This is a genomic window from Pseudomonas sp. S2_E02, assembly GCF_054668355.1.
In genome coordinates, this window is the sequence record NZ_CP162761.1 from 4,120,857 (window position 1) to 4,142,589 (window position 21,733).

The 21,733-nt window shown below is 60.9% G+C and carries 17 protein-coding genes; 8 read left to right on the top strand and 9 right to left on the bottom strand.

The window, feature by feature from the left end:
* Positions 1–134: 134 nt before the first annotated feature.
* The 4 genes from AB4O01_RS18570 (at position 135) to ilvD (ending at position 5,517) form a co-directional block, all read left to right on the top strand.
* Positions 135–1,208, top strand: a complete 1,074-nt coding sequence (locus tag AB4O01_RS18570) for a SagB family peptide dehydrogenase (protein ID WP_257358654.1) — start codon at positions 135–137, stop codon at positions 1,206–1,208.
* A complete protein-coding gene (locus AB4O01_RS18575; protein WP_460089173.1) occupies positions 1,205–2,182 on the top strand; it encodes a diiron oxygenase in 978 nt (325 codons plus the stop codon). The genes AB4O01_RS18570 and AB4O01_RS18575 overlap by 4 nt, the downstream gene beginning before the upstream one ends.
* Complete coding sequence (locus AB4O01_RS18580) at positions 2,175–3,407, top strand: multidrug effflux MFS transporter (RefSeq protein WP_099757432.1); 1,233 nt, start codon at positions 2,175–2,177, stop codon at positions 3,405–3,407. The genes AB4O01_RS18575 and AB4O01_RS18580 overlap by 8 nt, the downstream gene beginning before the upstream one ends.
* A gap of 268 nt (positions 3,408–3,675) precedes the next feature.
* Positions 3,676–5,517, top strand: coding sequence for a dihydroxy-acid dehydratase (ilvD, locus tag AB4O01_RS18585; RefSeq protein ID WP_099757433.1), 1,842 nt, complete (start codon positions 3,676–3,678; stop codon positions 5,515–5,517).
* A 188-nt stretch (positions 5,518–5,705) separates the two neighbouring features.
* Here the strand turns inward: ilvD and AB4O01_RS18590 are convergent, their stop codons facing one another.
* Positions 5,706–6,767: an HAD family hydrolase gene (locus AB4O01_RS18590; RefSeq protein WP_099757434.1), complete on the bottom strand. Its 1,062-nt coding sequence runs from the start codon at positions 6,765–6,767 to the stop codon at positions 5,706–5,708.
* A 242-nt stretch (positions 6,768–7,009) separates the two neighbouring features.
* Here AB4O01_RS18590 and AB4O01_RS18595 point away from each other — a divergent pair, with 242 nt between their 5' ends.
* Positions 7,010–8,401, top strand: a complete 1,392-nt coding sequence (locus tag AB4O01_RS18595; protein ID WP_095049438.1) for an L-cystine transporter — start codon at positions 7,010–7,012, stop codon at positions 8,399–8,401.
* Between the two features lie 108 nt (positions 8,402–8,509).
* Here the strand turns inward: AB4O01_RS18595 and AB4O01_RS18600 are convergent, their stop codons facing one another.
* A complete protein-coding gene (locus AB4O01_RS18600) occupies positions 8,510–9,022 on the bottom strand; it encodes a dihydrofolate reductase (protein ID WP_099759369.1) in 513 nt (170 codons plus the stop codon).
* A gap of 85 nt (positions 9,023–9,107) precedes the next feature.
* On the opposite strand from AB4O01_RS18600, the gene AB4O01_RS18605 reads away from it, so the two are divergent.
* Both AB4O01_RS18605 and AB4O01_RS18610 read left to right on the top strand, forming a co-directional pair.
* Positions 9,108–10,487 (top strand): DUF2868 domain-containing protein, encoded by a 1,380-nt coding sequence (locus AB4O01_RS18605; RefSeq protein WP_460089175.1) that lies wholly within the window; start codon positions 9,108–9,110, stop codon positions 10,485–10,487.
* Positions 10,480–11,865, top strand: a complete 1,386-nt coding sequence (locus tag AB4O01_RS18610; protein ID WP_460089177.1) for a GTPase/DUF3482 domain-containing protein — start codon at positions 10,480–10,482, stop codon at positions 11,863–11,865. The genes AB4O01_RS18605 and AB4O01_RS18610 overlap by 8 nt, the downstream gene beginning before the upstream one ends.
* A gap of 160 nt (positions 11,866–12,025) precedes the next feature.
* Here the strand turns inward: AB4O01_RS18610 and AB4O01_RS18615 are convergent, their stop codons facing one another.
* The 7 genes from AB4O01_RS18615 to AB4O01_RS18645 form a co-directional block, all read right to left on the bottom strand.
* Positions 12,026–12,586 carry a phosphonate degradation HD-domain oxygenase gene (locus AB4O01_RS18615; RefSeq protein WP_460089179.1) on the bottom strand — a complete coding sequence of 187 codons (561 nt, stop codon included), beginning with the start codon at positions 12,584–12,586 and terminating at the stop codon, positions 12,026–12,028.
* A complete protein-coding gene (locus AB4O01_RS18620; protein WP_460089180.1) occupies positions 12,586–13,719 on the bottom strand; it encodes a TIGR03364 family FAD-dependent oxidoreductase in 1,134 nt (377 codons plus the stop codon). Before AB4O01_RS18620 ends, AB4O01_RS18615 begins: the two co-directional genes overlap by 1 nt.
* A gap of 132 nt (positions 13,720–13,851) precedes the next feature.
* Positions 13,852–14,877 (bottom strand): putative 2-aminoethylphosphonate ABC transporter substrate-binding protein, encoded by a 1,026-nt coding sequence (locus AB4O01_RS18625; RefSeq protein ID WP_093429804.1) that lies wholly within the window; start codon positions 14,875–14,877, stop codon positions 13,852–13,854.
* A 36-nt stretch (positions 14,878–14,913) separates the two neighbouring features.
* Entirely contained in the window at positions 14,914–16,638 is a 1,725-nt protein-coding gene (locus AB4O01_RS18630) for a putative 2-aminoethylphosphonate ABC transporter permease subunit (RefSeq protein WP_460089182.1), read from the bottom strand.
* Positions 16,638–17,714, bottom strand: a complete 1,077-nt coding sequence (locus AB4O01_RS18635) for a putative 2-aminoethylphosphonate ABC transporter ATP-binding protein (protein ID WP_093429802.1) — start codon at positions 17,712–17,714, stop codon at positions 16,638–16,640. The genes AB4O01_RS18630 and AB4O01_RS18635 overlap by 1 nt, the downstream gene beginning before the upstream one ends.
* Before the next feature lie 221 nt (positions 17,715–17,935).
* A complete protein-coding gene (locus tag AB4O01_RS18640; RefSeq protein ID WP_093429801.1) occupies positions 17,936–18,799 on the bottom strand; it encodes a LysR family transcriptional regulator in 864 nt (287 codons plus the stop codon).
* Between the two features lie 13 nt (positions 18,800–18,812).
* The gene (locus AB4O01_RS18645) at positions 18,813–21,122 is read right to left on the bottom strand and encodes a heavy metal translocating P-type ATPase (RefSeq protein ID WP_460089184.1); all 2,310 of its coding nucleotides are present in this window, start codon (positions 21,120–21,122) and stop codon (positions 18,813–18,815) included.
* A gap of 84 nt (positions 21,123–21,206) precedes the next feature.
* On the opposite strand from AB4O01_RS18645, the gene cadR reads away from it, so the two are divergent.
* A complete protein-coding gene (gene cadR / locus AB4O01_RS18650) occupies positions 21,207–21,656 on the top strand; it encodes a Cd(II)/Pb(II)-responsive transcriptional regulator (protein ID WP_008088440.1) in 450 nt (149 codons plus the stop codon).
* Positions 21,657–21,733: the final 77 nt, after the last annotated feature.

A 21,733-nucleotide genomic window follows, 5' to 3' on the forward strand; every position in this document is an offset into this window, starting at 1 on the left:
ATTTCTCTGGAAAGTAAAAAAATCGCAAACCTGGCTTTTCTGGTTGCCCCTAAAGCCCGCTAAGTAAGTCAGGACGCTGGGGAGTGCCGGCAACCCGGCGTCCTTTTGACTTCTTCCAGAGTGAAACGATCAACATGCACATCAATCCTTACTTGTTTATATTGCCGCGCCAGACCGGACAAGTTGTGTGGAATTATAAAAACCATACACAACACGAACTTGACCTGAACTATGCAACTCGCCTTGCGCAACTAATAAACAACCCTCAACTGTTCGACGCGCACAACATAATAGACACACAACTATTGAGCGCAGATATTCTTACCGTTTCAAAAATAGACAATCCGCCATGGGGCTGGGATGAGCTGTCGAAGATTTATCACATCGGCACACAAAATATTCCCTGCGAACATACCCCACAGAATATTCACGAGTGGTCCAGGCAATATCTGGCGCACTGCAACGAAGTACTGGCCACCCCACAGCCTGCAGCAGACCGCCCGACGCCAGCACCCGAGCAGCGTATCGCCCTGCCTGCGCCGGGCGCTTTGAATAACGACCGTCTGGGAAATGTTCTGCTCCAGCGCAAAACCTGCCGCTCCTACACAGGTGCAGCGATAACGCTGAAGGACGTCGGCACCCTGCTTTACCTTTCCCTCGGTTATCTCCATGAACGAGACAATGATCGCGACGACAGCATCGCCCAAGGACTAAGCGCACGGCGAAGCAGTCCTTCCGCGGGGGGCCTGAACGCTTGCGAAGGCTTCCTCCTGGTGCAGAACGTCGATGGCCTGGAACCGGGCATCTATGCCTATCATCCGGCCGACCACACCCTGAGCCGGATCAATCCGCTGCCTCAACCAGCGCTGGGCCAATTGCTCGGCGGTCAGCACTTCATCAACAACCTGCCGCTGGGGTTGTTCATCACCGCCCGTTTTGACCGGCTCTGGTGGAAGTACGAACACTCGCGGGCCTATCGCATGGCCTTCGTTGAAGCGGGCCACTTGTCGCAAACCTTTCAACTGGTCGCCACGGCACTGGGCCTCAACACCTGGCTGACCGGCGCATTTGCCGACCAGCAGGTCGAAGCACTGCTCAATCTCGAGGGCAGCGCTGAACAACCGCTGTTCTTTGTTGGCTGTGGACAAAGCGACGGGCAAGTGATGTGCCACGAAATGCGCGAGCTGTTGCGCGAGGGACAGGCATGACCCTGTCGATGGCCGACCCTGATCAAGCGCCGGTGTCCTGGGCGCTCAAATTCACCTTGGGAGACTGGGAAAGCCGGGCCTCGGTGCGCAGCAGTACCCATGACTATCAATTGCCCGACGATGTGCCGCTGCAACTGCAAACCCGCCACTGGTTCCCGCCGGCATTTCTGCCTTATCTGGCACATCCGGCCATCCAGGCGGCGGGGCGCGACGTACAGCATCGACTGGCAGCCAACCATCTGGTGCATTTTCTCGATTACACCACCTTGCTTGAACACCGCATCGTCAATCGTGCAGTAGAAGTCATCGTGCACCGGGAACTGCCCCTTTACGTGCCTCTGCCGATGAAGCACGCCGCGCTGCAGCTCTATACCGACGAGGGTTATCACGCGCTGTTCTCCAATCGTCTCGCCGAACAGATCGCCGCGTTTTACGGGTTCACCGGACGTCCGACGATTCCGAAGCGCATCAGCCGCCTCAACGCACTGATCGCCCGCACCCCGGAAAACAACCGGCCACTGGCATGGTTTCTGCTCGGTTTCGTCTCGGAAACCATCATTGCCCGCGAGCTGCTGGACGTCTGCCGCGACAGCCTGGTGTCCAGCGTCAACGACATGCTGCGCGACCACCTGACTGACGAAGCCCGCCACAGCCGCTACTTCAGCGAGGTGTTCCATTATTTCTGGCTGTCGATGAACAGCCGCCAGCGTGCGTTTGTGAGCCGGACACTGCTGGAGATCATCGGGATTTTTTTCGAGGCCGACGAACGCTGGCTGCAACAGAGCCTGCGAGGGGCAGGCATCGCCGACAGTGACGTGAAACAAATCGTCGGCGGCATGGCAACGGTGCAAGCCAACCGGGCCCGTGCACGATCAGGCGCCATCGCAACGCTGGACGCACTACGCAAGGCCGGTTTTTTCGCACTTCCCCATAACCAGAAACTTTTCGCCAAGGCAGGACTGATCGATGGATAAAGGACAATCCGTGGCAACCACCAGGCAGCGCCGCGCCGCTGTCAGCCTGTTGCTGGCCATGGTGCTGCTGGGTGTGTTTCCACTGGACGTGCTGCTGCCCTCCTTTCCGGCAATGGCGACGCACTTTCTCCGTTCACCGGCAGACATCGCACTGTCCATCAGCCTGTTCGCCGTGGGGATCGCGTTTGCCCAGCTTTTGATCGGCCCCCTCTCGGACGTGATCGGGCGCAAGGGCCTGTTACTCGCCGGCATGAGCGTATCGATGCTGGGTGCGTTCGGTTGCGTGCTGACCTCCGATTACACGCTATTCCTGATATTTCGGGTGATGCAGGCCTTGGGCTGTGGATGTTTCGTGCTGTCGCAGGCACTGGTGCAGGATCTGTTCGAAGGTGAAGAGCGCGACCGGTTACGGATCCTGATGGTCACGGCGACCGGGATATTCATTTCGGTATCGCCGCTGGCCGGGACTTTTCTCCAGGCGACACTTGGTTGGCGCGGCAGCTTCTGGATCTTTTGCGCACTGTCCGCCACGGTGCTGATCAAGGCCTGGCTGTTTTTACCGAGCAGCCGACCGGCCTCAGGTGGTTCGCCGACCGGCTTCATTCAATCCTACCGACGCGTGTTGGGGGACTTCGAGTTTGTCGGCTACTGGCTGATTTCAGCGTTCGCCTTCGCCTGCCACTTCTCGTTCATCGTGATTTCGCCGCTGATTTTCATGGACCAACTGCAACTCGCGCCTTACGACTTTTCGCTGATCCTGCTGGTTTACGGTGCGGCGTATGTTGTCGGCGGGATCATCGCCGCGGTACTCAATCGACGCATCACGCCGGTTCAGCAAATCTTCACCGGGCTGAGCCTGATACTGCTTTCGGGACTGGCAATGCTGTACCTGGCAGCCAATCATGTGTTGGCGCCGGCCACGGTGTTGATCCCGATGCTGATCTGCACCGCCGGCACCACCATTGCCCGCCCTGCCGCCACCTCTCGGGCCATGGGCCTGTTTCCTGAGAACGCCGGCACATCGGCCTCGGCGGGCAGTACGATTATCTTTATTTGTGGCGGCCTGATCAGCGCATTGATCAGCCTCAGTCCGGCCAATCTGCAATTGACGCTGGGCTACAGCTTTGTGCTGCTGAGCGCGATCGCGCTGGTGCTCAACAACCGGCTCAGCCGTCGCGCGAAAAACCTTGAAGGCAACGTCATGGCGCAGACCGGCGGTGATTAAACCCGCCGGTCGTCATCCCATACACGCCGTCGGCACTGGAACAACGCTTTGCGCCATTCCCTCCAGACGCCAGCGGTGTAGAATCGGCTGATTCATCGCCATTCATCCCCCGGCGGGTTTATGAGCTCAGGCTGAGACCAGCGGCGATCCCGCAACGTCATCGGCAACTTCACGGACACACGGCCATTTCTGAGTGTTCCAGACGTCAATAGAAGCTCACTCCCCTTTTGCACCTGATTAGTAAGTGATTAGCCGCCCGGAGTGCTCCATGCCAGATTACCGCTCGAAAACATCCACCCACGGCCGCAACATGGCCGGTGCCCGCGCACTGTGGCGCGCCACGGGGATGAAAGATGACGACTTCAAAAAGCCGATCATCGCCATTGCCAACTCGTTTACCCAGTTCGTACCGGGCCACGTGCACCTGAAGGACCTCGGTCAACTGGTCGCCCGTGAAATCGAACGCGCCGGTGGCGTGGCCAAGGAATTCAACACCATCGCCGTGGATGACGGCATCGCCATGGGCCACGACGGCATGCTGTATTCGCTGCCGAGTCGCGAAATCATCGCCGACTCCGTCGAGTACATGGTCAACGCCCACTGCGCCGACGCCATCGTCTGCATCTCCAACTGCGACAAGATCACCCCGGGCATGCTGATGGCTGCCCTGCGCCTGAACATTCCGGTGATTTTCGTTTCCGGCGGCCCGATGGAAGCCGGCAAGACCAAACTCGCTTCCCACGGCCTCGACCTTGTCGATGCCATGGTGATCGCCGCCGACGCCAGCGCTTCTGACGAGAAAGTCGCTGAGTACGAGCGCAGCGCCTGTCCGACCTGCGGTTCGTGCTCCGGCATGTTCACCGCCAACTCGATGAACTGCCTGACCGAAGCACTGGGTCTGGCATTGCCCGGCAATGGTTCGACCCTCGCCACCCACAGCGACCGCGAACAACTGTTCCTGCAGGCCGGCCGCACCATCGTCGAGCTGTGCAAACGCTACTACGGCGAGAACGATGAGTCGGTATTGCCGCGCAACATCGCCAACTTCAAGGCGTTCGAGAACGCGATGATGCTCGACATCGCCATGGGCGGTTCGACCAATACCATCCTGCACTTGCTCGCTGCCGCTCAGGAAGCCGAGATCGATTTCGACCTGCGCGACATCGATCGTCTCTCGCGCAGCGTCCCGCAACTGTGCAAAGTGGCGCCGAACATCCAGAAGTACCACATGGAAGACGTGCACCGCGCTGGCGGTATCTTCAGCATCCTCGGTTCGCTGGCCCGTGGTGGTCTGCTGCACACCGACCTGCCGACTGTGCACAGCCGCAGCATGGAAGAAGCCATCGCCAAGTGGGACATCACCCAGACCGACGATGAAGCGGTGCACCACTTCTTCAAGGCTGGTCCTGCCGGCATTCCGACGCAGACGGCGTTCAGCCAGTCGACCCGTTGGGAAACCCTCGATGACGACCGTGAAAACGGCTGCATCCGCAGTTTCGAACACGCCTATTCGCAAGAAGGTGGTTTGGCCGTGCTGTACGGCAACATCGCGCTCGATGGCTGCGTGGTGAAAACCGCCGGTGTTGACGAGTCGATCCACGTCTTCGAAGGCAACGCGAAGATCTTTGAAAGCCAGGACAGCGCCGTACGCGGCATCCTCGCTGACGAAGTGAAGGAAGGCGACATCGTCATCATTCGCTACGAAGGCCCGAAAGGCGGCCCGGGCATGCAGGAAATGCTCTACCCGACGTCGTACCTGAAATCCAAAGGTCTGGGCAAAGCCTGTGCGCTGCTCACCGACGGCCGTTTCTCCGGCGGCACGTCGGGTCTGTCCATCGGCCACGCTTCGCCAGAAGCAGCAGCCGGCGGCGCTATCGGTCTGGTGCAGGACGGCGACAAGGTGCTGATCGACATTCCGAACCGCTCGATCAACCTGTTGGTCAGCGACGAAGAACTGGCGGCACGCCGCGCCGAGCAGGACAAGAAAGGCTGGAAACCGGTCGAGGTGCGTCCACGCAAAGTGACCACCGCCCTCAAGGCCTACGCCCTGCTGGCGACCAGTGCCGACAAGGGTGCTGTGCGTAACAAAGCGATGCTCGACGGGCTGTAAGCCTCAGCTGTCGAAAAGAAAATGCCCCGCCAAGTGCGGGGCATTTTTTTGTCTGGCCGAAATCCCAAAGTCACTGCAGATCAAACTGTGTGCGAGCCTGCTCGCGAATGCGGTATGTCAGAAACGAAGAAGGTGACTGACACTACGCTTTCGCGAGCAGGCTCGCTCCCACATTGGATCGGTGTGGCTTACTGAATCTCCTCCGGTTTGACGATCACCCAGTTCTTGTCCGCTGTCACCGGCAAACCTTCCTTGGCCTGCGCCGCCGCGTGCTTGGCCATCATGCCGTTCAACTGCGTCATGTACTTGTCCTTGCGGTTGACCCACAAGTGAATCCCGCCCTTGGCCACATCGACATCGTGGAACAGCATGTAACCGTCGCTGGTCGGGGTATCGCCACCGACCAATACCGGTTTTTTCCATTCATCGATGTAGGTCAGAATCGCTGCGTGCTTGCCGGCCATCCACGTCGCCGGCGTCCACAGATACGGCGTCAGTTCGAGCCCAAGGTTGGCCTTCTCGTCATATTTGCCGGCGGTAATCTGCTTGCGTGCCGTGGTCAGTTCGTTGGTCTCGCGGTTCTTCAGCAGGGTGGTCACGCCGATGACGTTTTGCGGTTTGACGTTGTAGCCGTACTTCGGATCCGCCGCGACCATGCGCACCAGTTCTTCAGAGGCGGCGGTCATCACGTAGACCTCAATGCCGTTCTCCATCAGCTTGTTGTACAGCTCTTGCTGGCCGGTGAAGATCTTCGGCGGATTGACGTCGAGTTTCTTGACCACATCGCCTTCGTAGTAAGTCGCTGGCACCGGCTTGCCCGAAGCCATCAGCTCATCGACGTAGCCTTTGAGTTCCTTGAGGGTGAAACCGGAGAACACCTGCGCCACCCACGGGTAGCAGACCATGTCGTCGACTTCGCAGAGGCGGTAGTAGTAACTGAACAGGCTTTCCTTGTGGTCGGCGGTGTCCTTGAACGGCATCAGTTTCAGGGAAGGATCAAGCTTGTCGCGGGTGATCAGGCCCTTGTTTTCCATGAACGGCAACAAGGATTCTTCGAGGTCGTAGCGGTAACTGGTGTTGTCCATGTCGAACACCGCGTAGTTACCCTTGTTGGCGTTGGCGGCGATCATCGCGTCCAGCGCCTTGGCCTGATCGGCCGGCCAGTGTTTCAGGTCGGTGGCGAACGCCTGAGTGGCCAGGCCCATGCCCACAGCCAGTGCGACAGCCAGAAATTTCGGTGCGAACTTCATAAGCCTCTTCTCCCTGATTCAAAGAGATCGACGCTAACAAATATGTGTGACAGTCCTCGTCTGTCAGCGACCGCCCTCGTCCCTGTTTGCGCCAGATGCATTGCCGAGAGCGACACGGGCTTATTCCAAAAACGACGGACGCCCTAAGATTTCGGTATTAAATCATTGCAAATCAAGCTGTTAGGCTTGCCGGTTCGCAGCAGCCCCGGAAGGCTGTTGGCACAGTCTTTCCTGGAGATCTCATGAATCTACCGTTGATTCTCAACCTGCTGGTGTTCCTCGCCCTGCTCTTCGGTCTGGCGCAAACCCGCCACACCACGTGGAGCCTGGCGAAAAAAGTCCTGCTCGCACTGGTGCTCGGCGTGGCGTTCGGCGTAGCTCTGCACACCGTTTACGGTGCCGGCAACCCGGTGCTGAAAGCGTCGATCGGCTGGTTCGATCTGGTCGGCAACGGCTACGTGCAGTTGCTGCAAATGATCGTCATCCCGTTGGTGTTCGCCTCGATCCTCAGCGCCGTGGCACGCCTGCACAATGCTTCGTCGCTGGGCAAGATCAGCTTCCTGACCATCGGCACCCTGCTGTTCACCACTGCGATCGCGGCGCTGATCGGCATCGGCCTGACCAACCTGTTCGGCCTCACCGCTGAAGGTCTGGTCGCCGGCACCCAGGAAATGGCCCGTCTGCAAACCATTCAGACCGACTACGCCGGCAAGGTCGCCGATCTGAATGTGCCGCAACTGCTGCTGTCGTTCATCCCGCAAAACCCGTTTGCCGATCTGGCGCGGGCCAAGCCAACCTCGATCATCAGCGTGGTGATTTTCGCCGCGTTCCTCGGGGTCGCAGCGCTGCAACTGCTCAAGGATGACGTCGAGAAAGGTCAGAAAGTGATCAACGCCATCGACACCCTGCAAGCCTGGGTGATGCGCCTGGTGCGTCTGGTGATGAAACTGACCCCATACGGCGTGCTGGCGCTGATGACCAAAGTGGTCGCCGGTTCCAACCTGCAAGACATCATCAAACTCGGCAGTTTTGTGGTGGTGTCGTACCTCGGTCTGGGCCTGATGTTCGTCGTGCACGGTTTGCTGGTTTCGGCGGCGGGTATCAACCCGCTGCGCTTCTTCCGCAAGATCTGGCCGGTGCTGACGTTCGCGTTCACCAGCCGTTCCAGCGCCGCGAGCATTCCGCTGAGCATTGAAGCGCAGACCCGTCGTCTGGGCATTCCACAATCGGTGGCGAGTTTTGCTGCTTCGTTCGGTGCGACCATCGGCCAGAACGGTTGCGCGGGTCTGTACCCGGCGATGTTGGCGGTGATGGTTGCGCCGACCGTTGGCATCAACCCGCTGGATCCACTGTGGATCGCGACGCTGGTGGCGATTGTGACCTTGAGTTCGGCGGGTGTTGCCGGTGTGGGTGGCGGCGCGACGTTCGCGGCGCTGATCGTGCTGCCGGCGATGGGCTTGCCGGTGTCACTGGTGGCGTTGCTGATTTCGGTTGAGCCGCTGATCGACATGGGCCGCACGGCGTTGAACGTGAGTGGCTCGATTACCGCTGGGGCGATTACCAGTCAGGTGATGCAGCAGACTGATAAAGAATTGCTGGATGCGGATGAGCATGCGGAGCTGGCTCAGGCTTAAGCTCATCTTTGCCTGATCTGGCCTCTTCGCGAGCAGGCTCGCTCCCACATAGGAATGCGTTTCCCCTGTGGGAGCGAGCTTGCTCCGGGCGGCGTTCCGACGAAGCTCTTAGGCTTTCTCCCAAACCTCAAAGCTGTACGCAGGTTTGTCGCCCTCAGCCGGATTCGGCACATTCGAGACCAGTTTCCACTGCTCCAAATCAAACTCTGGAAACCACGCATCCCCTTCAGGGCTCAACGCCACGCGAGTCAGATACAGACGATCCGCCTGCGCCAGCCCTTGCGCGTACAACTGCGCGCCGCCAATCAGCATCAGCTCATCGACGCCCTGCTCCTTCGCCCATTCCTCGGCGCGAACCACAGCAGCTTCCAGCGACGGATAAACTTCCGCACCTTCGAGCACCAGATTGGCCTGACGGCTGACCACGATGTTCAAGCGCCCCGGCAATGGCCGGCCGAGCGAATCCCAGGTCTTGCGACCCATGATGATCGGCTTGCCCAAGGTGGTGGCCTTGAAGTATTTGAAGTCCCCCGGCAGGTGCCAGGGCATGCTGTTGTCGACGCCGATCACGCGGTTTTCACCGAGGGCTGCGATCAGGCTGAGAGGGAGTGATTTAGTCATGCCGGCGAGGATACCAGAGCCGTGCTTACCCCGATAAGCGCCACAGCGGTTATGCTCAGCGCTCATTTAAGCGACGGGACGCCGCGTGACTGAACTGACTCCACTGCAAAACCTCTGGCTGACCGAGACCGTGCGCCTGCGCGAAGAACACGCAGGCCCCTTGGAAGATCTGGAAGCCAACCGACTGGCGCGCACGGCCGGCGGCGATCTGCCGAGCCGCATTCAGCGCCGGGCTTTATGGCTGGCCGAGCGTGACGGGCTGACGGCTGCCCTCAAACACTGGCTGCAAGGCGCGCGTCTGGCGCTGGTGCTGATGGCGCTACTGGCCTGCGTCACTGGCGCAGGCATGGCATTTTCTGCGCTCGGCGACGGCACACGAGCGGTCAATATTTTCTGGGCGCTGGGCACCTTGCTCGGGGTCAATCTGATCCTCCTGCTGAGCTGGGCGCTGGGCCTGCTTTTCGCTGGCGAACACGGAGCAGCGCTCGGCCGCCTGTGGCTGTGGCTCAGCGAAAAATTTGCCCGGGACGCCAAGGCCGCGCAATTACCCCCCGCATTACTGGTCTTGCTGCAACGCCACAAACTCAATCGCTGGGCGATTGGCACGCTGGTCAATGGCCTGTGGCTGCTGATCATGTTCAGCGCGCTAAGCATGCTGATATTGATGATGGCCACTCGGCAATATGACTTCATCTGGGAAAGCACGCTGCTGGGCGCAGACTTCTTCGCGGCACTGACTGATGCGTTGACGGTGATTCCCCATGCGCTGGGCTGGAGTGCGCCGAGCGTGGACATGATTCGCGTGACGCTGGACACCGATTACAACCGCGTCCTGGTTCGCCAGATGTGGGCGATATGGCTGGTCGGCGCGGTGCTGATCTATGGCGTGCTACCCCGTCTGCTGCTGATGCTGTTCTGCCGTTGGCGCTGGAAGCGTGGTCGGGATCGCTTGCGTCTGGAGCTGAACCTGCCCGGCTACGCGCAGTTGCGTGAACGTCTGATGCCGACCAGCGAACGCCTCGGCGTCAACGATCCGGAGCCTGCGCAACTGCACCGCGTCGAAAGCAGCGTCGGCGGACTCGCCAGCGAAGGTGCCTTATTGGTCGCCATCGAACTCGATGAACAACGCCCATGGCCACCCGCGCTGCCAAAGAATGTCAGCAACGCCGGCATCCTCGACAGTCGCGAATCGCGCCATAAACTCCTCGAACAACTCAGCCGCTTCCCGCCGGCACGTCTGGCGATTGCCTGCGACCCACGGCGCTCGCCGGATCGCGGCAGCCTCGCCTTGATCGCTGAACTGGCGCGTAGCGCGGGCGAGACTCGCGTGTGGCTGCTGCAAGCGCCACCGGGCGAAGCACTGGATGCCGAGCGCCTCGGCGACTGGCACACCGCGCTGCAACAGCTGGATCTGCAGTTTGCCGATTGCGCACCGTTGAACTGGCTGGAGAGTGGCCATGACTGATGCCTGGAAAGCGCCACTGAAACTCGCGGTGGTCGGCCACACCAACGTCGGCAAAACCTCGCTGCTACGCACGCTGACCCGCGATGTCGGCTTCGGCGAAGTCTCCCATCGCCCGAGTACTACACGACATGTCGAGGGCGCGCGATTGTCAGTGGACGGCGAGCCGTTGCTCGATCTCTACGACACCCCGGGGCTGGAAGACGCCATCGCCCTGCTGGATTTTCTCGAGCGCCTCGAACGCCCCGGCGAACGCCTCGATGGTCCGGCAAGACTGGTGCGGTTTCTAGAAGGCAGCGAGGCGCGCCAGCGCTTTGAGCAGGAGGCGAAAGTGCTGCGGCAACTGCTCGCCTCCGACGCCGGTTTATATGTGATCGATGCGCGCGAACCGGTGTTGGCCAAGTACCGCGATGAACTGGAGGTGCTCGCCAGTTGCGGCAAACCGCTGCTGCCGGTGCTGAATTTCGTCAGCAGCGCCAACCATCGTGAGCCGGATTGGCGTGAAGCGTTGGCGCGGCTTGGATTGCATGCACTGGTGCGTTTCGACAGCGTGGCGCCGCCCGAGGATGGTGAACGGCGGCTCTATGAAAGCCTCGCGTTATTGCTGGAAAATGCCCGGCCGCAACTGGAGCGATTGATTGCCGATCAACAGGCTCAGCGCCTCGCGCGCCAGCAAAGTGCGGCGCGCTTGATTGCTGAATTGTTGATCGACTGCGCCGCGTGCCGGCGCAGTGTGGTCAGCGACGCTGAGCAGGAACAGCAGGCGATCAGTGAACTGCGCAAAGCTGTGCGCCAGCGTGAGCAGAAGTGTGTTGAGGCGTTGCTCAAGCTGTATGCGTTCCGCCCGCAAGATGCGGCGGCGAGTGATTTGCCGCTGCTGGATGGGCGCTGGGGCGATGACTTGTTCAATCCGGAAACCTTGAAGCAACTCGGCGTGCGCGTGGGTGGCGGCATTGCTGCCGGTGCGGCGGCGGGGGCTGGTGTGGATTTGCTGGTCGGCGGGATTACCCTTGGCGCGGCAGCGTTAGCGGGGGCAATTGCCGGTGGTGCGCTGCAGACGGCGCGCAGTTATGGCAGCCGCTTGCTCGGCAAGATCAAAGGCCAGCGCGAGCTGACGGTGGATGACGGGGTGTTGCGGCTGTTGGCGTTGCGCCAGCGGCAGTTGGTATTGGCGCTGGATCAGCGTGGGCATGCGGCGATGGATGCGGTTCAGGTGGCGACACCGCAGGACAAGACCTGGCGAGAGGGCAAGTTGCCGGAGGCATTGAGCAAGGCGCGGGCGCATCCGCAGTGGTCGTCGTTGAATCCGCAGGCGAAGTTGAATCAAGCGGAACGGCAGGAGCAGATTGAGGCGTTGGTGGGGAAGGTGCTTGAGCTGTAGACGCCGACCCTCACCCCAGCCCTCTCCCAGAGGGAGAGGGAGCTGACCGTGTCGTTCTTCCGTCATACGTCGACCTGAGATATCCAGTCGAACTCAGGTTTGAAAGGCATGAAAATCGGCTCCCTCTCCCTCCGGGAGAGGGCTGGGGTGAGGGCGACAATCACACAGTAGACAACAATCTCGCAGCCTTACGCTTCAAAACCCCAAGATCCATCACCGGCACCGCCATCTCCTTGGCCAGCTCATCCCACTGGCGCATCCGCAGACTGACCGCACACAACGGATCCCGCGCAAACGCATCCGCTTCAGCCTCGGTCATCACCCCGCCCTGATATTCCAGCGTCCGCCGACTCGCCTCACTCAAGCGTTCGTAATACCCCGGCTCACGCAACGTCAGATACCGCTTGGCCTGCACGTGATATTCCACCAGCCGCGCCATGCGCTCGCTGAACCCGGCCTCACGCAAATAATCCGCACCCAGCCGTTCATGGCTGACCACGCCAAAGCCGCCCATGTTCTCCGCGCCCTCGGCACACAAATGGCCGATGTCGTGGAAGAACGCCGCCAGCACTACTTCATCATCGAAGCCTTCGGCCATCGCCAGCTCAGCGGCCTGGGACATGTGCTCGATCTGCGACACCGGCTCGCCGATGTAATCGCTGGTGCCAAAACGCTCATATAGCGCGAATACCTTGGCGACGGTTTGCTCGTGACCCGTCATCAAATTTCCTCCAGCAACTGCGCAATGTTCTGCTCAGCCAACGCCGGGCCGACGCTCATGCCGACGCCGGTGTGCATCAGCGCCACACTTAGCCCCGCTGCCGGGCGCAGGAACGAGAACGGCCCCGGCCCCCGGGAACCATAGACGCCCTGCCAGCGCTCGACCACTTGCACCTTGCAGCCCAGCGTCTGCTCGGCCAGTTCGAGCATCCAGTCATCCACCTGCTCGGCGTTGAACGGTGAAGGGTCGCTGCCGTAATGGTGCGAGTCGCCGATGATCAGTTCGCCGTAAGGCGTCGGGCTGATCAGCAGGTGGATGCCGTTGTCGTGCAGGTGCGGTTGCTCACGGAGGATTTGCGCCTGCACCGCCGCCGCTTCCGGCAGATCGGCGAAGGCGCCGTAATGCACGCAACTGAGGCCGGTGAGCAAGGCGTGTTGCAGATTCAGTTCGGTCTGCGGTTTGGCGCGGAGCATTTGCAGGCGGCAGATTTGCGGGTCGAGTGCGGCGATCGGCTCGGCCAGCAGGGTCTGATAGTCGTGGCCGGAGCAGACGATAATCTGCTTCGCCGTAAAGCTGCCGACGGTGCTGTGCAGACGCACCGGTTCGACGTCGCGCACCAGCGTGGAGAAATGAAACGCCACACCAAGGTCGCGGCGCAGATAATCGATCAGTGCCGGAATCGCTTCGCGCGAATACAGCTGTTGATCGTCCATGCCGTGCAACGCGGCGCGGTGGTGGCTGAACTGACCGTGATACAGATCGCGCAAGGCAGCGCCGCGCAGCAACTGGATGTTGTAACCGTGTTCCACGGCGCGACCGTTGCAGAAGGCTTCGAGCAGATGTTCTTCGGCTTCAGTGCGGGCGAACAGATAGGAACCGTTGCGCTTGATTTGCAAACCGGCGAGCTGCGCCCAGTCACCCCAGATCTCGCGGCTGGCCTTGGCCAGTTCGAGCATGGTGCCCGGAGGCTGGCCAGTGACCAGCGCCTGGCCGAAGTTGCGCACCGAAGCGCCGAGGGGGGTGGCAGTGCGTTCGAAGACGGCGACCTTGAGACCGCGTTTGGCGGCGGCGTAGGCGTGGGACAGGCCCAGAATGCCGGCGCCGACGATCAGCAAGTCTTGTTGTTGTGTCATGAAGCTACCTCAATGATCGTTCCCACGCTCTGCGTGGGAATGCAGCCAAGGACGCTCTGCGTCCATAGTGACGCGGAGCGTCACGGGATTCATTCCCACGCGGAGCGTGGGAACGATCGGCACTACGAAGATTTACTTGGCAACCACTTTCTCGGACTTGCCGTCATAACGCTTGCGCCACTCGGTGAGGATCTCGTCGCGGTTCTTCGAGGCCCAGGCAAAGTCGTTCTTGATCAGGCGTTGCTCATAATCCGCCGGCAATTCGGTCTGCGGCTTGGCGATCCCTGGCTGCGCGAGGACAGCGAAGTTCTCCTTGTACAGATCCATCGCCTCAGCACTCGCTGAGAAGTCAGCCAGTTTCTTGGCTGCCTCTTCATGCGGCGTACCTTTGATCACCGCCGTCGCTTCGATCTCCCAACCCAGACCTTCCTTCGGCAGAATGATGTCCAGCGGCGCGCCCTGACGCTTGAGCTGTACTGCCGGGTATTCAAAGGAAATACCAATCGGGAATTCGCCCGCCGCTGCCAGTTTGCAAGGCTTGGAACCGGAGTGAACGTACTGGCCGATGTTCTGGTGCAGACCGTCCATATAGGCCCAGCCCTGCTTCTCGCCGAAGGTTTGCAGCCAGGCGCTGACGTCGAGGAAACCGGTGCCGGACGACGCCGGGTTGGGCATGACGATCTTGCCCTTGTACTCAGGTTTGGTCAGGTCCTGCCAGCTCACGGGCTTGCTCAGGCCCTGCTTCTCGGCCTCGACGGTGTTGAAGCAAATGGTCGCGGCCCAGACGTCCATGCCGACCCACGCTGGCGGGTTCGCGGCGTCGCGGTAGTTCGCGCCGATCTTGCCGAGGTCCTTTGGCGCGTAGCTCTGCAACATGCCTTGCTGATCGAGGATCGCCAGACTGGAAGCCGCGAGGCCCCACACCGCATCAGCCTGCGGACGGGCCTTCTCGGCGAGCAGCTTGGCGGTGATGATCCCGGTGGAATCACGCACCCACTTGATCTCGACGTCCGGGTTGGCCTTTTCGAAGGCTTCTTTGTAGGACTTCAATTGCTCGGCCTCGAGGGCGGTGTACACCGTCAACTCGGTTTTTGCCGCGAAGGCATTCAGGCTGAAAGTAGCGAGCACAGCAGCGGCCAGGGCCATAGGCTTGAACATGATCGTTTTCCTGTAATGAGTTGAACGGGGTTGGAATCAGTGACCGGGCGCGGTTTGCCGCCAGGCTTGAGAACGGCGCAGCAAGCCGCGCGAAGCCCACGCCAGCAGCAAGGACACGCCCGCCGAGGTGAACAGAATCAGGGTCGACATCGCCGCCGCGCCGCCGACGTTGCCGGCGTCATCCATGTTCAGCACCGCGACCGCCGCAAGGATGGTGTCGGGGCTGTAGAGGAAGATCGCAGCAGAAACCGTGGTCATCGCCGAGACGAACAGGTAGCGCACGATGTCGAGCAGCGCCGGCAGGCAGATCGGCACAGTGACACGCAGGTAGTGGCGGTACAGCGGCGCTTTGAGCGACAGCGCGGCGGCTTCGAACTCGGCATCGAGTTGGCGCAGCGCGGTGGTCGCGGTCATTTGTGCGGTGGTCAGGTAGTGCGCAATCGTGCAGACGATCAGCAGCGTCATCGTCCCGTAGAGCACATGCAGCGGATTACCCGTGAGGTTGAAGAAGAAGACGTAACCCAGACCGAGCACCAGCCCCGGCACCGCCATCGGCACGAAACTGAGCATGCGCAGGGCCAGGTTGAGTCCGCGTTGGCTGCGGGTTTTCTCCATCAGGTAAGCGCCGGTAAAGATCAGCACACTGCCGATCAGCGCCGTGCCCAACGCCATCTTCAGACTGTTGCTGTAGGCCAGCCAGCCACCGCCGGCGGTTTCGTTGAACTGATAGTGGTTGAGCGACAGCGACAGGTTGTACGGCCAGAACTTCACCAGCGAGGAAAACACCGCCATGCCGAACACCAGAATCAACGCGGCGCTGATCAGCACAACAATCGCCAGATAGCAGCCATCGCGCAGTTTCGACGGTGCCGGTTTGAACACCTGTGCACGCCCGCTCATGGAATCGCCGTGTCGCCGACGCAACCACGCATCGACGCCGAAGCTGAACAGCGCCGGCAGCAACAGCACCATGCCGATCAACGCGCCGCGACCGAATTGCTGTTGGCCGACCACGGCTTTGTAGGCTTCCAGCGCCAGCACTTGATAGTCGCCACCGACCACCACCGGCACACCGAAATCGGTGATGGTCAGGGTGAACACCAGACAGAACGCGGCAAACACCGCTTGGCGAGTGGCCGGCCAGGTGATGCTGCGGAAAGCCTTGGCGGGACTGGCGCCCATGCTCGACGCAGCATCAAACAGACGCGCATCGGCCAGCGACAGCGCCGAGAGCAAAATCATCAATGCATGCGGGAAGGTGTAAATCACCTCACCCAGCACAATTCCCCAGAACCCGTAGATGTTGTCCGAGAGCAGGCCGCGCAACATGCCCTGGTTGCCGAACAGATAGACCAGTGCAATGCCTGGCAGCATCGACGGCGCCATCAACGGCAGCAGGGAAATTCCGCGCCAGATGCCCTTCGCCGGAATCATTGTGCGTTGCAGCGCGTAGGCAAACAGGTAGGCCAGCGGTACGACGATGGCCGCGACGCTGAGGGAAACCTTCAGGCTGTTGCCGAGCAGCCAGTGGAAATTCTCGCTGCTCACCAGCTCCTTGGCCGCGAGCCAGCCACCGCCCTGCCCGGCTTCACTGCTGAAGCCGCGCCAGAAGATCGCCAGCAACGGCAGCAACACCGCGACGCCAAGCAACAGCAGCAAGAGAAGCTTGCCGCCGACGACAAAAATGCGGTCGCCAATCTCGGCTTTCGAAGACTGTCGCACCTGCTTGTGCGGTAGCGGCAGCGCGAGGTTGCTGTTCATCAGGCAAACACCTGCAGGCTGCGCGGCGGCAAGGCGACCATGATCTGCTGGGCGCCGAGACGCGGCATGGCTTCCGGCGCGAGTTCGGCGAGCAGTGCGTGGCCCGGCAACTGATCGAGTTCGAAGCTCATGCGGCAGCGGTTGCCGAGGAAGGTGATCTCGCGGACTTTGGCCGGGAACAGGTTTTCTTCGTGCACCGGCGGATTGACGTTGATCGCTTCCGGGCGGCAGAACAACCGGCCCGAGGCGCGCTGGATGCTGCCGTCGCTGAGGCGCAGGTTCATTCCGCCGACCTGCGCGTGAGTGTCGCTGCTGCGCTGAAACGGCAGCCAGTTGCCCTGACCAACGAACTCGGCCACGAACGGTGTGGCCGGGCGGTTGTAGATTTCCTGCGGCGTGGCGTACTGCTCGACGCGGCCGTTGTTCATCACGGCGATGCGGTCGGCCATCAGCATGGCTTCGTCCTGATTGTGCGTGACCATCAGCGTGGTGATGCCGAGGTTGCGTTGCAGCTGGCGCAGTTCGGTGCACAGATGCTCGCGGACGCGGGCGTCGAGGGCGGACATCGGTTCATCGAGCAACAACAGCGATGGTGCTGGTGCCAAGGCCCGAGCAAGAGCAACGCGCTGTTGCTGGCCGCCGGACAATTGGCCGGGGAATTTTTTCTCGCTGCCAGTGAGGCCGACCAGTTCGAGCATCTGCCCGACGCGACGGCGTACTTCATCACGACCGCTGCCAGCGAGGCCGTAGGCAATGTTCGCTTCGACGGTCAGATTGGGGAACAGCGCGTAGGACTGGAACAGAATCCCGTAGTCGCGGGCTTGTGGGGCAAGGTGCGAAACGTCGCGGTCGCCGAGGTACAGCTCGCCACTGTCCTGCTTCTCCAGACCGGCGATGCAGCGCAGCAACGTGGTCTTGCCGCAGCCCGACGGGCCGAGCAGGCACACCAGTTCACCGGCGGCGACGTCGAGGGAGACGTTATCCAGCGCAGTGAACGCGCCGAAGCGTTTCTGTACGCCGCGCACTTTCATCGGCGCACCGGGGTTGGTCAGGGCAGTTGCGATGGCAGGATTCATGGACAGACCTCATCAAGCAGATGGGGCCAATCCTAGAGTTGTAATGCGTCCGTCATGTGGCAGTGAGGCAAAAACTGGTGATAGTGGTATTCGGGGATTTTGGTTCACCAGAGATCGTTCCCACGCTCTGCGTGGGAATGCCTCATCGGACGCTCCGCGTTCGGCTGTTGGGACGCAGAGCGTCCCGGGCTGCATTCCCACGCGGAGCGTGGGAACGATCATTACGCGGGGGACATTTCCTGCGCCAACCCAAGAAACGCCGCCGGCAACCGCGCGCCCTTCCTCTCCTTCAGGCAATACAGATATTCAGGAATCTGCGGCGCATTCTCGATCGTCAACACGCGCAACTGCGGGTCATGCGGCACTTCCTGCCGGGCAATGATGCTGATGCCGATATTGCGCAACACCGCCTCACGGATCGACTCACGGCTGCCAATCTCCAGCAACGGACCGAAACTCACCCCGGCGCTGGCCAGCAACTCTTCAGTCAGCCGCCGCGTCGTTGACCCGGTTTCGCGCATCAACAAGGTATGCCCGGCCAGTGCGCTCAATGTCACATGATCATGGGCCGCCAGCGGATGGTTGCGATGCACCGCCAGTACCAGTGGATCAGTGCCGAGCACCCGGCGAATCAATCGCGCATCGTCGAGCAACTGTGACGAAGCGGCGACGTCCACTCGGTAATCCTCCAGCGCTTCGAGCACCTGCTGCGAGTTACCGATTTCCACCGACACTTCCACCTGCGGCAAGCGCTCGCGAAAGGTCTTCACCAGATCGAGGATGTAATACGGCGCCGTCGCGGCAATGCGCAAAGTACCCTGCACCTGACCGCTGTTGCGCAGAAAAAACTCGATGTCGGCCTCCTGCTGCAACAGCGTCTTGACCATCGGCAGCAACCGCGCACCTTCGTCGCTGACGCTCAGACGCCGGCCGCCACGGTAGAACAGCTCCACCGAATACTGGCTTTCCAGATTGCGGATCTGCGTGGTCACGGTCGGTTGGCTGAGGCCGAGTTTTTTCGCCGCCAGCGTGATGCTGCCCAGGCGGGCGACCATGTAAAACGCTTTCAGCTCGGCACTCAGCACAACCTTTCCTCATCTATTTGCGCAGCAGGCGCAAACCGTTGAACACCACCAACAGGCTCACGCCCATGTCGGCGAACACCGCCATCCACATGGTGGCGAGCCCGGCGAAGGTTACCCCAAGAAAGATAGCCTTGATCACCAGTGCCAACGCAATGTTCTGTTTCAGGATGCTTGCGGTATTGCGCGACAGGCTGATGAATGCCGGAATCTTGCGCAGATCGTCGTCCATCAGGGCGACATCGGCGGTTTCAATCGCGGTGTCGGTACCGGCCGCGGCCATGGCAAAACCAATCTCGGCGCGGGCCAGTGCCGGCGCGTCGTTGATGCCGTCGCCGACCATGCCGACTCGGCGGCCCTGTGCATAAAGCTCTTCGATGGCTTGCAGCTTGTCGGTCGGCAGCAAGTCGCCACGCGCTTCGTCGATCCCGACCTGTGCGGCAATCGCTTGGGCGGTGTGGACGTTGTCGCCGGTGAGCATCAGGGTTTTCACCCCGAGTTCATGCAATTGGCGGATCGCTTCGCGGCTGGTTTCCTTGACGGTGTCGGCCACAGCGAACAGTGCCAACGGGCCGGAGCTGTCGAGCAGCAACACCACGGATTTGCCCTGCTTCTCCAGCGCGAAGAGTTTTTCTTCCAGTGCTGGCGAGCACAGGCCGAGTTCTTCGACCAGACGATGGTTGCCCAAGTGGTAGGTCTGGCCGTTGATGTCGCCTTTGACGCCCCGCCCGCCCAGCGCTTCGAAGTTATCCACAACCAGCGCGGCGAAGTTTTTATCCACAGCGGCATTGGCGATGGCCAGCGACACCGGGTGATCGGAGCGACCGGCCAAGGCAGCGGCAATTGCCGGTGCGGTGGCATCGGCGATTGGATCGAGCGACAGGTAATCGGTCTGCACCGGTTTGCCGTGGGTGATCGTCCCGGTTTTATCCAGCGCCAGATAATCCAGTTTGAAACCGCCCTCCAGATACACGCCGCCCTTGACCAGAATGCCTTTGCGCGCAGCTGCCGCAAGGCCGCTGACAATGGTCACCGGGGTCGAAATCACCAATGCACATGGGCACGCGACCACCAGCAACACCAGCGCACGGTAGATCCAGTCAAACCACACAGCGCCCATGAACAGCGGCGGAATGATCGCCACGGCCAAGGCAAATACGAACACCACGGGCGTGTAGATTTTCGAGAACTGATCGACGAAGCGCTGGGTCGGCGCACGCGCGCCTTGGGCCTGCTCGACGGCGTGGATGATCCGCGCAAGAGTCGAGTTGTTCGCCGCTGCGGTCACCGCGTATTCCAGCGAACCGGCCTGGTTGATGGTGCCGGCGAAAACTTTGTCGCCGACAGTTTTCTCCACTGGCAGGCTCTCACCGGTGATCGGCGCCTGGTCGATGGTCGAACTGCCGCTGACCACTTCACCGTCCAGCGCGATGCGCTCGCCGGGTTTCACTCGCACGCGGGCGCCGAGCTCGACACTTTTCACGTTCTGCTCAATCCACGAACCGTCAGCCTGCAACACCGTGGCTTGCTCCGGCGTCATCTGCATCAGACCACTGATCGCGTTGCGCGCACGGTCCAGCGAGCGCGCTTCGATCAACTCGGCGACGGTGAACAGGAACATCACCATCGTCGCTTCCGGCCACTGGCCGATGAGGATGGCACCGGTGACGGCGATGCTCATTAGCGCGTTGATGTTGAGGTTGCGGTTCTTCAGGGCGATCCAGCCCTTTTTATAGGTGGTCAGGCCACCGCTGAGGATCGACACCAGCGCGATGATCGCCACCACCCAGGTGGGCGCGGCGTTGGTGAAGTGGATGACTTCGGCAGCGAGGGCGCCGACACCGGACAGCGCCAGCGGCCACCAGTGCTTTTTCACTGGCGCCGGGGCCGGTGCTTCGACGCCCGCCTCCAGCGGCTCGGCGTGCATGCCGAGGGATTTGATCGCCTCGGTGATCGGCTCGGTGCCCGGCAGGTTATGGGTCACGCCGAGTACGCGGTTGATCAGGTTGAATTCCAGTTGCTGCACGCCGGCGAGTTTGCCGAGCTTGTTCTGGATCAGCGTCTGCTCGGTCGGACAGTCCATCGCCTCGATGCGGAAACTGCTCAGTCGCGCATCCGCGCTGGTTTTCTCGCTCAGTTGTACCAACGCAGGCGCGGCGGCTTTCGACGAGCAGCAGGAATCTTCGTGCGCATGAACCGGTGCCGGCGCTGCAACTTTCGACCCACAGCAGGAATCGCCGCCGTGGGCATGTTTATGCACAGGCTGCAATTTATGACTGTGATCGTGGCCGTCGCCGGGCTTGTGGGTGTGCTGGGAATCGCTCATTGGTCGCGTCCATGAAGGTGCCTGTTGCCAAGTAAAGACCCTGTAGCCACTATAGGGTCAAGCACCCTTTTGGAGATTGTCGTCATGAAGATTGGAGAACTGGCCAAACTCACCGACTGCGCCGTGGAAACCATCCGCTACTACGAGCGCGAAAACCTGCTGCCGGAACCGGCTCGCAGCGACGGCAACTACCGCGTTTACACCCAGGCGCACGCCGAACGCCTGACCTTTATCCGCAACTGCCGCACCCTCGACATGACCCTCGAAGAAATCCGCAGCCTGCTGGCCATGCGTGATAGCCCGCAGGATCAGTGTGAAAGCGTGAATACGCTGATCGACGAGCATATCCAGCATGTGAAGGCGCGGATTGATGGCTTGTTGGCGTTGCAGACACAGTTGCTCGACCTGCGCCAACGTTGTGGCGAAGGGCCGGGGGCGGATCAATGCGGGATTTTGCAGCGGCTGGAAGTGAGTGGCGGGGTTGTCGCCACGGAAGTGGAACACTCCCATGTAGGCCGCAGCCACGGCCATTAAGACTCACGCAAAACCAAATGTGGGAGCGAGCCTGCTCGCGAAAGCGGTGTATCAGTCGACATCTCTATGACTGACAC

Coding starts and splice junctions, on each gene's coding strand:
- cadR (WP_008088440.1), top strand. CDS start 21,207: ATGAAGATTGGAGAACTGGCCAAACTCACCGACTGCGCCGTGGAAACC.
- AB4O01_RS18615 (WP_460089179.1), bottom strand. CDS start 12,586: ATGACGGGTCACGAGCAAACCGTCGCCAAGGTATTCGCGCTATATGAG.
- AB4O01_RS18580 (WP_099757432.1), top strand. CDS start 2,175: ATGGATAAAGGACAATCCGTGGCAACCACCAGGCAGCGCCGCGCCGCT.
- AB4O01_RS18625 (WP_093429804.1), bottom strand. CDS start 14,877: ATGTTCAAGCCTATGGCCCTGGCCGCTGCTGTGCTCGCTACTTTCAGC.
- AB4O01_RS18575 (WP_460089173.1), top strand. CDS start 1,205: ATGACCCTGTCGATGGCCGACCCTGATCAAGCGCCGGTGTCCTGGGCG.
- AB4O01_RS18620 (WP_460089180.1), bottom strand. CDS start 13,719: ATGACACAACAACAAGACTTGCTGATCGTCGGCGCCGGCATTCTGGGC.
- AB4O01_RS18590 (WP_099757434.1), bottom strand. CDS start 6,767: ATGAAGTTCGCACCGAAATTTCTGGCTGTCGCACTGGCTGTGGGCATG.
- AB4O01_RS18570 (WP_257358654.1), top strand. CDS start 135: ATGCACATCAATCCTTACTTGTTTATATTGCCGCGCCAGACCGGACAA.
- AB4O01_RS18630 (WP_460089182.1), bottom strand. CDS start 16,638: ATGAACAGCAACCTCGCGCTGCCGCTACCGCACAAGCAGGTGCGACAG.
- ilvD (WP_099757433.1), top strand. CDS start 3,676: ATGCCAGATTACCGCTCGAAAACATCCACCCACGGCCGCAACATGGCC.
- AB4O01_RS18645 (WP_460089184.1), bottom strand. CDS start 21,122: ATGAGCGATTCCCAGCACACCCACAAGCCCGGCGACGGCCACGATCAC.
- AB4O01_RS18600 (WP_099759369.1), bottom strand. CDS start 9,022: ATGACTAAATCACTCCCTCTCAGCCTGATCGCAGCCCTCGGTGAAAAC.
- AB4O01_RS18635 (WP_093429802.1), bottom strand. CDS start 17,714: ATGAATCCTGCCATCGCAACTGCCCTGACCAACCCCGGTGCGCCGATG.
- AB4O01_RS18610 (WP_460089177.1), top strand. CDS start 10,480: ATGACTGATGCCTGGAAAGCGCCACTGAAACTCGCGGTGGTCGGCCAC.
- AB4O01_RS18595 (WP_095049438.1), top strand. CDS start 7,010: ATGAATCTACCGTTGATTCTCAACCTGCTGGTGTTCCTCGCCCTGCTC.